Below are 13,635 nucleotides of genomic sequence, written 5' to 3'. Positions count from 1 at the left end.
CAAATATCATTTGCTCAAATGGAAACTTTGCCTGCCTAAGCCATTGCGGACCATATATCAATATCGAAACAAATAAGCGCGCTCCTACCAATTCGTTAAAATAAAATCATAAAAACTTGACCATCTAAAAAGCATGTTTTAGAGACTAAAAATACTTTTAAAAAGAAAAACACTATCAAAAAAAACGCATCAAAGTTTGCGCATTGAGCCATTAGTATTTTATCGCAATGCGTTTAGCACGTAAACATCACGTAAATAACACCTGTTCGTCTGATGATTAGGCATTAATCTCAACTCGTTTAAGCATCAAAGGCAATACCAACAGAAGCTGATGGTATGCCATTTTACACCATCAAACGGATAAACGTCTTACTATGAGCAACTTATAAAAATGCTGTTTTTTTGGCATATTCAGAACTATGGAAATATTTTTTGAAAATAAACGAAATACACGAGGGTGTTTGTCAAGATTATTACCTGTGTTTTTCTCACAAGTAATGAAGACTACCACGCCAACCTCTCCCATTTCTTCGCAAGGGTGCAAGGCCTTGTTGCATAACTCCTAACAGCCTTAAAAAATCCTTATAAAAGAGGGTTGTGAGTTTTTTTAGGTTTGCATAACTTTGCAAACGGAATGAAATAAGCCATTACAACAATCCCCAACCGGTTAGAGAATGGCATAATACCAACCTAAAATAATACAAAAACAAAATGTTATTCCACACGCTCCTGTTTCTCTCTTTAGGCATCACAACGCCCGAAAACCCAGCAGATTCGACCACATACAAAGGCGGAGACATAGACGAAGTGATCATTACGGAATTTAAATCCAACCGTCGCAACCTATCACCAACTTCCATTTCGGCCATAAACAGCCGTATACTTAAAACATTGGAAGTGAGATCGGTTAAGGAACTAACAGCCGTGGTGCCCAATTTCTTCATGCCAGACTATGGGTCCAAGCAAAACTCACCCATCTATATCCGCGGCATCGGCACGAGGGTGAAAGGAGCAACCACAGGCTTTTACGTGGACGGCGTGCCCCATTTCGAAACATCGGCTTTTGACATAGACATGAACGACGTGGCCAACGTTGAGGTTTATAGAGGACCACAAGGCACGCTCTACGGCCGAAACTCCATCGGTGGGCTCATCGCCGTGCATTACCGCTCGCCGTTAGACTACCAGGGCACAAGAATTAAAGTGGGCTATGGCAGTAAAAACGACGTGGTGGCACAGTTCTCTTCTTATAATAAGTTGGGCGACAACCTCGGCATCGCCATAGCTGGCGGATATCATCACAACAGCGGTTTCTTCTTGAACCATACCACCAACGCCACGGCCGACGCCATCAACGGTGGCATGGGACGGCTATCCTTAGAGTGGAAACCAGCCGCATCATGGACGCTTCGTCTCAACTCCATGCTCGATTACAGCGACCAAAACGGCTACCCGTATGGCAAATACGACATAAAGAAGGATTTCGTCGCGCCCGTCAGCTACAACCGCGACTGCACATACAGGCGAGTGGTGTCTACCTCTGGCCTGAACGCTCGGTACGAAGGCAGCCACGTGAGCTTCAACTCGCAAACGTCGTTCCAATTTGTGCAAGACAAGCAAGGAATGGACCAAGACTTCACGCCAGCCGACATGTACTATGTTACAAATAAGAATTGGCAGAATATGGTAAGCCAAGATTTCACCCTGAAATCAAACGATGACAGCCGATACCAATGGATTGTGGGACTCTTTGGCATGGCTCAAAACCTGCGTAACAACGTGGAGGTGGAGTATATAGCCAAGAAGTTCAGCACGCCCACCCACAACCGCATACCCACTTACGCCTTGGCCATGTACCACCAGTCATCTTATAACATCTGGCGCGGGCTGTCGGCCACAGCTGGATTGCGCTTCGACTATGAGCACGCACAAGACACTTACGAGAAACAAACGCTCTCCATGAAGACCGGCAAGAGTAAAGTGTTGTCGGCTTTCGATGCCAAACTGCATTTCAAGCAGTTCACGCCAAAGTTCTCCTTACAATATCTCACCACGGAAGGCAACCTCTATTACGCCTCGGTGGTGCGCGGATACAAAGCTGGCGGCTTCAACCAGAGCATAAGAAACGAAAGCGAGCGGACGTTCAACCCCGAGTACAACTGGAACTACGAGATGGGCGCCAAACTGAGATTTTGGGATGACAAGCTAACCACTGACCTCACCCTCTTCTACATTGATTGGCGAGACCAACAAGTGGCGCAGCTTGTTCCCGGAGTGGGCAACATCTTGCACAACGCCGGGCACTCCGACAGCAAAGGCCTTGAGTTGACCATAGCCGCCCGCCCCGTTAACAACTTGATACTGCAAATGGATTACGGCTACACCTATGCGCGCTTCCTTAACTACAAAAAGACCGACAAATTGGACTACTCTGGCAAAATGCTGCCATTCGTTCCGCGGCACACCTTGGCCGTCAACGGCAGTTACGTGGTGAAACCGCGCACATCGCTGATAGACCGCATCGTGCTGACAGCTGGCGTCACGGGGGTTGGAAAGCTGTTCTGGCAAGAGGACAACGCAGTGGCCCAAAACTTCTACACGTTGCTCAACGCAAAGATTTCCATAACCAAGGGGCGTTTCACATGGGACATATACGGCAAAAACATCGCAGATGCCAAATACAATGTGTACTGCTTTAAGTCGCACGAATATTTCGCCCAACAAGGCAAGCCCATGTCATGGGGCACAAGCGTTATCGTAAATATTTAACTTAGATTTGTATAGATAGCCCCTGTCGAGCCGAGCACCGGCTCTTCGAGGGCGGAGCGTAAGCTGGTGAGCAAGCGTATTGACATACGCTATCGACCAAGCTTACGCTTTGCGATGAAAACAAAGAGACCCTCCGAAAAGACGCCAAGCGCAGTTGTCGCGCCGCGAGAGAAATATTATACAAAAACATTGAGATTATGAACGTTACACAACAAACGAGTTCTCAGGCTAACGAGGGGCTGATAGCCAAGTACAATGTACCCGCGCCGAGGTACACAAGCTATCCGCCAGCCAACTATTTCGCTGATTTCACGCCAGACCAATACTTGGCGGCCGTGGCCCAGACAGACCGTGACGAGAACAATATATCGTGGTACATACACATGCCTTTCTGCCGAAAACTGTGCCATTACTGCGGTTGCAACTCGTACCCCATGCAGAAACCCGAGGCCGTGGAACGCTACATCAACGCCATACATCATGAGATAGACCTCATGGCGCCACACCTACGCCCTGATCGAAAGATATCGCAGATACACTATGGAGGGGGCAGCCCTACGGCCATCGCGCCGCGTTTCCTCAAAGAGATCAACGACCACCTGCTATCATTACACGCCACCATAGACCGCCCGGAAATCGCTATAGAGTGCCATCCGGGCTATCTCCAAGCTAAAGACTGGAACGAACTGCTGGACTGTGGGTTTAACAGGTTCAGTATCGGCGTGCAAGACTTGGACGAACATGTGCTGAAAGTGGTGAACAGGGAGCCGTCGCTGATGCCTCTGCGAGACATATTTGGCCTGCTGCGGAGCGCTGGGGCCACCATCAACCTCGATTTTCTCTATGGCCTGCCGCTGCAAACACCCGAAAGTTTTGCCCGTAATATAGAGGCGGCGGTGGAGTTGCACCCAGACCGGGTGGTCACCTTCAGCTATGGACATGTGCCTTGGGTGCACAAGCGCCAGCTCGTGTTGGAGAAGATTGGGCTGCCTGAGGAAGGCGCCAAACAGCGCATGGGCGCCAACGCGAGGGCCATCATGCGCCAAGCCGGCTACCGAAGCATTGGCATGGATCATTATGTTTTGCCCGAAGACGAATTGAGCAAGGCTTTGGACAACCACTTTTTGCGCCGCAATTTCCAAGGTTATTGCACCCTGCGCACCACCGGGCAAGTGTACGCGTTGGGGGTGACGGGCATCAGCCAACTATCCACGGCCTACGCACAGAACAGTCATGACATAGACGGCTACATGGCTAACATAGAGGCTGGCAGGCTCGACGTGAGACGAGGCTATGCGCTCACGCACCGCGACCAAATGGTGCGCGAGGTGGTGGAAAATCTCATGTGCAACTATCATGCAGACTGGAAAGACATAGCCAAGCGTATGGGCGTGAGTCGAGAGGAGCTTCGCGAGGCTTTGCACTGGGACGAGAGCCAACTCCGGGAGATGGAAGCCGACGGCTTGTTCATGCGCACAGAAGACACGCTCACCATGACAACAGAGGGCACTCCATTCGTGCGCAACGTGGTGGCGGCACTCGATCCGCTTATGGTGAACACCACGCGAAAATTCTCCAAACCCATATAGACTGCACGGCAAGACATTTCATGCGCCACGCAGGCAATCACTTGGATGAGCCCATGGGCTATCACCCTCGTTCAATTAAAGAATAAACTCGAAAAAATGGAACAGAAAAAACAATCCACAAACACTCCTGTGACACCCTCCGCGAACCACGAGGCTGATGTCGTCGTAATTGGAGCGGGGCTCACTGGCCTCACCACCGCGTTCTATCTGACACGTGGCGGAAAAAACGTGGCTATGATAGAGACCTCTGACCGCGTTGGAGGACAAATACACTCACACCGCGTAGGCGACTTCATCTTTGAGAGCGGACCCAACACAGGGGCAATATCCTATCCGGAAGTGGTACGGCTTTTCGAAGATTTGAAGCCTTCTTGCGAACTGGAGGAAGCCCACAAGTCATCCAAACGACGACTCATTTGGAAAGGCCATAAGTTTCACGAGTTGCCCTCTGGACCCATCAGTGGACTGCGCACACCGCTGTTCACGTGGCACGACAAGATAAGAATTTTGTTCGAGCCGTGGCGAAAGAAGGGTACCAATCCAAACGAGAGCGTGGGCGACATGGCCGCGCGCCGACTTGGAAAATCGTTCGTAGACTATGCCGTGGACCCTTTTTTGTCTGGTGTTTACGCCAGCGACCCTGACCGTCTACCCACAAGACTGGCGCTTCCCAAACTGTATAATTTGGAGCAAAACTACGGCAGCTTCATTCGTGGAGCGCTGGCCAAGCTCAAGGAGCGCAAGTCTACGGCCGACCGAATGGCCACCAAGGGTGTGTTCTCGGCGCGTGGTGGCCTGAGCAACCTGACCAATGCTTTGGCCCAATCCATTGGTATGGACCGAATACATACCTCCGCCCAAAACGTCTCGGTCATGCCCAAAGACAAAGGTTGGGTGGTTACTTTCCGTTCGAAAGACGGCATAGAGACCACCATCGCATGCCAACGGGTTGTCACAACGTGCCCAGCCTACGCACTGCCCACACTTCTTCCGTTCATCGACAAGGCGCAAATGGCCAAACTGAGCAACCTGTACTATGCGCCCATAGTGCAAATTGGAGTAGGCTTGACACACCATGGAGGGATCAAATACAACGCATTTGGTGGGTTGGTGCCATCCAAAGAGCATAAAAAAGTATTAGGAATACTCTTCCCATCGGCCTGTTTCGATGGTCGTGCCCCTAAAGAGGGGGTGAGCTACACCTTTTTCTTGGGTGGCACTCGACATCCAGAATATGTGGAAAAGAGTGACGAGGAACTGAAAAAAATTATAGACGACACATTGCATGACATGCTGAAATATCCTGCCGACATGCACGCGGACTCCATCCAAATATACCGCCACAAGCGAGCTATACCACAGTATGAGTTGAGCAGCCAAGAGCGATTTGACACGATTGAGGAGCTCGCCGCCCAATATCCCACACTCACTATCGCCGGCAACCTATGGGGAGGCATCGGCATGGCAGACCGTATCAAGCAAGCCGTGGGTGTGGCAAAAGACATCAACAGAGGCTAAGCCTTTTTGCATGGACATGGGACAAGCAAGCACATGAATACCATTGGCGATGGCGACCAATGGCCTTTAACCGTTGATTTTGTCACATCCAAAGGCGCACGGCTATAAAAGCCTCACGCACGTCAAATCTTACCACTTTCTGACAAGTAACGCATCGCATGCTTTCCCATTCAAATTATCTTTCGTTTTTACATGTCAATTTATGTTAAAGTCTTCTTTTTATCCAAGGTTTTACGTACATTTGCATCCGATTATCGGGAAGATTGGCAGAGTGATCGAATGCGCTGGACTCGAAATCCGGTATACCCTTTTTGGGTATCGGGGGTTTGAATCCCTCATCTTCCGCTTTTCAATGAAAATGCTTGGCTAACGATTGCCAATAGTTTTCAATCACCAAGCAGGTTCAATCCCTATGAAAAGGCTTTTCCATATTTTATCGCTCGCCGTCTCGCTGTTCGTTTGTTGCCAAATGAGCATACATGCGGCAAACATTGGTAAAAGTCCGATCACACCCAAAGAGCTTTCTGGTCTCGACGAGCACGAGCGCAAAGACACGCTCCACGGCTTTGAGAAAAGTGAAGAAAAAGCCACGGCTATTATTGAAAACACGGCCGAAACGTACCGTGTTTGCAGCTCAAGGCCACAACGCATTCTACCTTCGTGCGAGCCTAATTTTGGCCATTTCATCGCACAAAACGCACGTTCTTACCATGCGACTATCATCGCATACAGACAATCTTCACATCTCAAACAGAGCGCTCCGATTAGGAAAGGCAGCTCGATTCGATACTATGTCTACGCGCTGAGACATATCATTTGCTGAAAATCACGTCTTTTTCAATTTAAACTTCATTCCCGCTCCGATAGCGGCAGCGCCGTCCAGCCTATTTTCATTGGCCATAACGGGCGCACCGTTCTCCTTGTGGGCATGCGCGAGAGCGACGAGTGGCCCAAAAGCCAAGCGTCGTCTCGTTAACCCATTCATTCATTTAAAAGACGTATTTAACAACATGGCAAATATTAACAAATTAGAAATAGTGAAGGCAAACGCCGACAAAAACATAGTGACTATCAAGAAAGGATTTCTCGGCATGGGAGGAAAAGTAATAGATAACAAGTCTGGACAACCCATGACCGTGACCGTGGAGGAGTTCGACTCCACCGAGGGCGAGCTGCTATCGCGTGTCATTAACATGGACACGGAGGGCATGGTGCAAGCTCTCGCCGACCGAAAGCCACGCCCCGCAGGCTTGGGCAACTTCCGATTAGAAACCTTATTGACAGAGGACGGCAACCTGTTGCTGATGCAAATGTTCAAGTTTGTCGATTTCAAACATCGCCCATTCTCCGACCTTAAGGTCATCAAGGGCGAACATGCCAAGGAGATAGCCCAGTTGTTGGGTGGGCGGTAGAGCCCCCAACGCATAGTTAGAGGCATGGTCCATGCGTCTCGCGTTACCATCATCCATGCGTCTGTTTTTGGCCAATTCATCGCCTTTTACAGGTCTTCCGAGCCACAACACTCCTTGCACAAGACTGGGGGATGGGCGAAAAAACACACAAAAATAGGATGACGGCCAAGCATAAACATTTCCTTATAAGCCAAAAATTCCCGACATGGCGCCAACATGCCATGTCGGGAACGCTTTTCCAACCCATAAGAAGGTGGTATAACACCATACAGTTTTATCTCGTTATCCACTCGAACAAACCACAAGATGGGCCTTTTGGCAGGTCGACGACAATTCTTACAGCCATGGGGTTCGCAGGCTCGAAGTTGACAGCGCAAGGCAATCTGCGTTCGGCGGATTACCGCTCGACAGCCGCAACAGGTTTCCAAACGCCACATTTGTCCTGCCAGTCGAGGTTCCAACTATCAGGAATAGCGCATCCTCCCCACGGAGAGTCTTCCTACCCACAACGCTTTTCATAGTTTTTGAAATTGTCGAAGAAACTATCTCCGTCTTCAAAACGATAGCAAGCTGTACACTTGGGCGCATCGCAGACACGCTCCGTGGCATCCCAACTTTCATATTTTCGATACCACGCAGCTCCAAGCAAAATACAGGACAAGGCTCAAGACAACGTCGCGCGTGTCAAACTACCCATCTCATCGAAAGAAAACGCTTGTGCCAAGGTTGGCGAGGCAATAATTTTCTGATCGTGAAAAAGTGTCAATTTATCCATGCACTCATCGCTCACGCGCCCTCGGCGGCATGGTATGACGAGCGCACCAAAGGCCCACTCTCCACATGCTCAAAACCCTTGGCGAGGGCGATATTCTTGTATTCGGCAAACTGTTGTGGCGTGATGTAGGCCGACACAGGCAAATGAGCGGCGGTGGGCTGCAGGTATTGGCCGATGGTGAGACGCCGGCAGCCGGTGCCCAAAATGTCGTCCATCAGCTCAAGCACCTCCTCACGCGTCTCTCCCAGCCCCACCATAAAACCTGTTTTGGCCGCTATGCCACAACGCGCTATCTCGCTCAGCACGCCCAGGCTGCGCTCGTAGCGTGCCACGCTACGAACAGACGGCGTGAGCCTGCGCACGGTTTCCATGTTGTGCCCAGCCACGTGGGGACGGGTGGCCATAACCATCTGAACGAGATTGGCGCGCCCCATGAAGTCGGGTATGAGCACTTCTATCTTGGTATCAGGGTTCAAGGATTTAACTTCCTCTATCGTTTTGACCCAATGAGCCGCTCCATGATCTGGCAAGTCGTCGCGGTCCACCGACGTGATGACAGCGTAGCGCAGACCGAGAGCCTTCACGGTCTCGGCCACATGGCGTGGCTCAGCGCAATCCAAAGGTGCCGGCCTGCCCGTGGGCGTGTTACAAAAACGGCACTTGCGGGTACAGATATTGCCGCCTATCATCAACGTGGCCGTTCGGGCCATCCAGCATTCGGCGCGGTTGGGACACAGGCCGTCGGTGCAAATGGTGTTCATGTGATGTCCCGCCAAAATCTTGGCCGTCTCCGTGGTCGACTTCTTAGACGTGAGGTCTATTTTCAACCACTCGGGTTTCATCACGTGGGGCTCTCGTCCAAAGAGCAAACGCAAGAACTGCTTAAGCGTCAGGCCTCGCACGATGGCCGACAGGTCTACGCCCACCAACGCCTCGGCCACAGCCTCGCGACTGAGTGCTACACCACGCAAGCGGTTGAGCAGACCAAGGTCAATGTCGCCCAAAAGAAAATAATCACCCATCAAATTCATCTTCACGATGGTGTTATTTTTCAACTCCACGCGCGCTTCCAAGGTGCCAACGCCCTCAAAACGGTGCTTGCGCACGATGGAATATTTGGGATTGTTGCCATAAACGAAGTCGTCATCCGCCAGCGTCTTCTCTATCTCGGCTATGCCCCTCAGGTCATCGTCGGTCAGCTCGAGCACTTCGTCGCCACACATGTAATGACGCACATAATCCATAAACTCCTCTACACTGAGCTTAACATGTGGCGCCACATTGTTGACACGCTGGCTCACCGAAGCCACACCCTTGCTCTGCAACTTCTCGCGAGACGGAGTGAGCGACTGTTCCAAATGGTCCAACTGGGTGTCATACAACAACGAATTGTGGAGCACACTACGGCCGCGAAGCGCATAAAACGCACTACCCGACACCTTGCGGCCATCCACCAAGATATCGTTCCGACCAGATAGTTGGGCTTCTACACCCAAGCTGCGCAGCACATCGGCCATACCACGCATGTATTGTACAAAAGCCTCGTTAACATGATCAGTGTAAGATATATAAGAAAACTGTATACAGCCAAGATCGCTGTATATGCAGCCTCCACCGCTCTTACGGCGAAAAATATCTATGTTGTTAGCCTTACAGTAATCTATGTTTACTTCATTTTCGATGAGCTGGTTGCGGCCTAACATCACTGTGGGCGCCACACGCCAGCCCATGAAATAGTCGTCGTCGGTATAGTGGCAAGCCACATACTCTTCCACGGCAAAATAAAAAGGCAGTTGGCGTATCTTCTCGGGGTGTGGTATAATGATGTATTTCATTTTAAGGTTATAAAGGTTATGGGCGCAAATATACAAAAAAAAATTCAATACCATAATATCTTTTTTCAACACTTGGCATGTATTTTATCACAAAAGACAGCATGAAAGCCACGCACACTGCCTGCGAGGGCCAAATTGGGGCACGCCGTCTCTTTCATTGTCAGACGGCTTAATCCATGTAACGCTTCTTCCAATGGAACGAAAAACAACGCTCCAACTGCCATCATGGGCTAACGTCGGGGCAATCCGCGCCGAAAGTCAACTATTGCGGACAGTCATCTTTTACACTTTGAAATTATCCGACAAAAGTGCGAAAATACAGAGCTTATTATGAAAAAAGAAATCGCTGGCTACAAATACGCCAAAAATAAGCCCACAAATGTTAGTCGCTATCAATCTGGAAGTTACAATATGTTTTGTCTATTTATAGTTGGTTTGCGCTCGTTTTCAAATGTGTTTAACGCCCAATCACACTGCGATTAGTGCCTATTGGCGAGACAATTAGCACTTATTCGACACACGTTCAGGCTCTTTTCGCATTGCCATTAAGCGCTAAAGGCCACACCAATCAAAAACCAATGACGCGCATATTGACAAATTATTAACAAATCATTAGAATTTCTCGTCTAAAACGTTAGTTTCTCAAGGACCAGTTTTTATGATTTATAATTGACAAAAACGATATGAAAATTATTGTTTGTCGCGCCATGCGTTATACTATATGGGAATATTCCCAACCTCCTATTGACGGGATAATAATGTATGTTTTTACGACAGATGAAACCTGATGAAATCTGATAAAACAGGTAGGCGCAAGCAAAATTATTAATTGTAAATTGTAAATTGTGAATTGAAAAATTGCTATATTTGCCCCATCAAAACTATACAGACATGAAAATAGGCATATTTTGTTCGGCCAACGACAATATCGACCCAGACTTTTTCAAGCTCACCGAGGAGTTGGGCACGTGGATGGCAACCGAGGGCCACACCTTGGTCTACGGCGGATGCAACATCGGCCTGATGGAGTGCGTGGCCAAGGCCGTCCACCTTGGCGGTGGCCAGACCATCGGGGTGATACCCTCGCGCATGGAGCGAGGCGGCAAAATGTCAGACTATGTGGACGTGCACGTGCCATGCGACGACCTGAACGACCGCAAGCAACTACTGATGGCGCAAAGCGACGCTTTCGTGGCGCTTCCAGGCGGCGTGGGTACCTTGGACGAGATTTTTACCGTGGCGGCCTCCAAAACGGTGGGCTACCACAATAAAAAAGTGGTGCTGTACAACATGAAAGGCTTTTGGCAGAGTGCCATCGACCTGCTGGACGACCTGCAAAAACGTGGATTTGTTCGCGGGCAATGGCCAGATCTCATCAAGGTGGCCAACAGCCTCGATGAACTTCGATCGTTGATAGCCAACTCATAAGGGCTTTGCGCATTGCCCAATCGAGAGAGCGCAAGCCCGGTCGGCAATCGTCGTGGGCAAGCGGCAGATTGAAAACACGACGCTCGACAAGCGTAAACACATGAAAATCCCCGCGTTCTCACGATGAGAGCGCGGGGATTTGAGTTGTCGCATAGACAAACAGGCAGTCATTTTGAGTGGTTAAGCTGGCATTCAAGTTAAAGCATGCGTTTTACCCCAGTATGGTTTCCGCTTAACATTGCCACCATCCTCTTACAGCTTTTTTGCGATTGGGCCGCACTCTGTCGGTAGCCAAGCGCGTCTCGCTCTTTTTTCAAGGCAGCCTTCTCACTAAAAAGACAGGCGCAAACTTGATGGCGATTGGCCTTGAGCGCCTATTTGTCAGCGATTGATTAATAGCCCGGATTTTGTACCAAGTTGGGGTCTATCTGTATCTGGTCGATAGGAATGGCAAGCCAGTAGCACTTGGGAGCCACGATAGTAGATCGGTTGACATACGCTCCATCGTTCATGTCAGTGAGGCGATAATAGTCTTTGGCGCTTCTGCCAGCTGTATTCCACGCTTTTTCCTTGGGCCTCAACACCTTCTCAAGTATCTTCCATCGACGAATGTCATGGAAACGACGACCCTCCATAGCCAATTCATTGGACCGCTCGTCGTGTATCACCTGCCGTAGCTTAGCCTCGTCGGTAGGTATGCCTCCGGCGTAGCTCCACGACTTTTGGAACGTGGGAAGCCCGCTGCGCGTGCGCACCTTGTTGAGATATTCCAAGCTCTTGGCGCTCAACTTATGGTTATATTCAAAATCGGCTTCCACGTAGCTCAGGTACAACCCGGCCAAACGCATATAAGGGAAAACCCACTTGTTGTACGTGAACTGCTTGTTTCTGGGGTTGTAAGTGTCTTTGGACGAGACCCATTTTTGGCAGTAATAGCCATTGTCGCTTTGATACTCGTTGCCCTTTATGCCATCTTCCTGTTGAGGCTCACCCCTGCGACACTTCAGCATTGTCACGCCATTGTTGACCTCAAACGGTCCACGGTCGAAACCGACAGAGGCATAGAACCTCGGCTCTCTGAACGCATTGTAGGCAGATGTCTGCTCTTTAGGAAAGAAAGGAGAGGGCACTAAGTCTGTGGGTTGAAGGTTCTTCGTGTCCGGGTCGTCTTCCCATGGCAAACCTTTTAATGTAAAGTATCGGGTCACGCAACTCCATGTGGGGAACACGTATCCCCTGAACCCATCGCGACTATACTTGGTGAAGCCTATGCGCGGCGCGAAATTCTTGATGCAATATTTTATTTCATCCTGGTTGGCTAAACCGAAGAGTATCTCGTCCCAGTTGTTAAAGTTACCCGTCTTTGGGCCAACGAAAGCCTCGTGATAGTTTTTGCCACCCTGCAACATGTCGCTTGTGCTGCCACCGTATAGCTTGTAGCCATTCGTCTCGCACAGTTTGATGGCGTCCTCGGCGGCGTCCATGGCCTTCTTCCACTTCTCCCGGTCGTACGTCAGGTTCATCAATGGTTTGCCATCCGGGTTTTTGAAATTGGCGTAAAACTCCGCATTACCATTTACCAAGGGCGACGCGGCGTACAAAAGCAAGCGCGCCTTGAATCCGAGCGCGGTGGCCGAAGTGGCCCTATTCTTCTCGCCATTGGTACGAACAGCAGGAAGCAGCTTGGCGGCCTCGTCGTATTTCTCAGCGATAAAGTTCACGCACTCATCGTATGGCACGCGCATCTGCCCGTTTTCAGCATTCTGCGAGTACTCTTCCTTGGCCAAGAATATCGGGCCGTAATACTCCAACAACAACTGATGATAATAGCCTATGAGGAAAAGAGCCTCTCCTTTCCACACATTTTTGTTCTCATTGGTGATGTCGGGCACCTTGTCAAGGTTATTCAACACATTGTAACACTTGCGAATGGCCCCCCAAATGTCTTTCTTTTGGGCATCCGTGGGGTAATGGTCAGCCGTATTGCTCCACATCGCGAAGTAGGTGTTGGACGACGACTCGTCGCCGTTCATAAGGCTTTTGTAGTGAAACCATCGTGTCGTTCCTCGGTGGCCCACCACCATTTCGTCTGACCCCATCAAGCCGGGAAATCCCTTTTGTGGCTGCATGATGTCGGGTATCTCGCTATAACAGCCCACCACCATACGCTCCGCTTGGGTTTGTGTCTTGTAAATATCGGCCTCGGTGGCGTTTCCTGTGGGCACCACATCGAGAAAGTCGCATGCCGACAGCGTTCCCGCCAAAACGGTGGCTAACGCTATTTTGATGTATGATTTGGTTTTCATCGT

Annotated in this window: 10 protein-coding genes and 1 tRNA gene; 8 read left to right on the top strand and 3 right to left on the bottom strand. The window is 49.9% G+C overall.

Annotated features, from left to right (window positions below):
* Positions 1-711: 711 nt before the first annotated feature.
* The 5 genes from C7379_RS02435 to C7379_RS02415 all read left to right on the top strand — a co-directional run bounded on the left by C7379_RS02435 (position 712) and on the right by C7379_RS02415 (position 6,699).
* Positions 712-2,769, top strand: coding sequence for a TonB-dependent receptor (locus C7379_RS02435; RefSeq protein ID WP_116615850.1), 2,058 nt, complete (start codon positions 712-714; stop codon positions 2,767-2,769).
* 197 nt (positions 2,770-2,966) lie between these two features.
* Entirely contained in the window at positions 2,967-4,358 is a 1,392-nt protein-coding gene (hemN, locus tag C7379_RS02430) for an oxygen-independent coproporphyrinogen III oxidase (protein ID WP_116615849.1), read from the top strand.
* 96 nt (positions 4,359-4,454) lie between these two features.
* Entirely contained in the window at positions 4,455-5,876 is a 1,422-nt protein-coding gene (hemG, locus tag C7379_RS02425; RefSeq protein ID WP_116615916.1) for a protoporphyrinogen oxidase, read from the top strand.
* 257 nt (positions 5,877-6,133) lie between these two features.
* Positions 6,134-6,221: transfer RNA gene (locus tag C7379_RS02420), tRNA-Ser, on the top strand.
* A gap of 67 nt (positions 6,222-6,288) precedes the next feature.
* On the top strand, positions 6,289-6,699 hold the full coding sequence (locus C7379_RS02415; protein WP_116615848.1) for a hypothetical protein: 411 nt from the start codon (positions 6,289-6,291) through the stop codon (positions 6,697-6,699).
* Positions 6,700-6,702: 3 nt separating this feature from the next.
* Here C7379_RS02415 and C7379_RS12655 read toward each other — a convergent pair whose 3' ends face one another.
* Positions 6,703-6,861 carry a hypothetical protein gene (locus C7379_RS12655; RefSeq protein WP_165815005.1) on the bottom strand — a complete coding sequence of 53 codons (159 nt, stop codon included), beginning with the start codon at positions 6,859-6,861 and terminating at the stop codon, positions 6,703-6,705.
* 25 nt (positions 6,862-6,886) lie between these two features.
* On the opposite strand from C7379_RS12655, the gene C7379_RS02410 reads away from it, so the two are divergent.
* Complete coding sequence (locus C7379_RS02410; protein WP_116615847.1) at positions 6,887-7,288, top strand: hypothetical protein; 402 nt, start codon at positions 6,887-6,889, stop codon at positions 7,286-7,288.
* Between the two features lie 158 nt (positions 7,289-7,446).
* On the top strand, positions 7,447-7,809 hold the full coding sequence (locus C7379_RS12580; protein WP_133241859.1) for a hypothetical protein: 363 nt from the start codon (positions 7,447-7,449) through the stop codon (positions 7,807-7,809).
* Between the two features lie 265 nt (positions 7,810-8,074).
* Here the strand turns inward: C7379_RS12580 and lipA are convergent, their stop codons facing one another.
* Positions 8,075-9,898 carry a bifunctional lipoate--protein ligase/lipoyl synthase gene (lipA, locus tag C7379_RS02400; protein ID WP_116615845.1) on the bottom strand — a complete coding sequence of 608 codons (1,824 nt, stop codon included), beginning with the start codon at positions 9,896-9,898 and terminating at the stop codon, positions 8,075-8,077.
* An 891-nt stretch (positions 9,899-10,789) separates the two neighbouring features.
* Between lipA and C7379_RS02395 the strand changes: the two genes are divergently transcribed.
* Entirely contained in the window at positions 10,790-11,326 is a 537-nt protein-coding gene (locus C7379_RS02395) for an LOG family protein (protein ID WP_116615844.1), read from the top strand.
* Positions 11,327-11,718: 392 nt separating this feature from the next.
* Here the strand turns inward: C7379_RS02395 and C7379_RS02390 are convergent, their stop codons facing one another.
* Positions 11,719-13,632, bottom strand: a complete 1,914-nt coding sequence (locus C7379_RS02390; RefSeq protein ID WP_116615843.1) for a RagB/SusD family nutrient uptake outer membrane protein — start codon at positions 13,630-13,632, stop codon at positions 11,719-11,721.
* Positions 13,633-13,635: the final 3 nt, after the last annotated feature.

The organism is Hallella colorans (assembly GCF_003096815.1).
GTDB lineage: Bacteria > Bacteroidota > Bacteroidia > Bacteroidales > Bacteroidaceae > Prevotella > Prevotella colorans.
The sequence above is the reverse complement of the archived record's forward strand: the minus strand, read 5'-3'. Positions and strand labels throughout refer to the sequence as shown.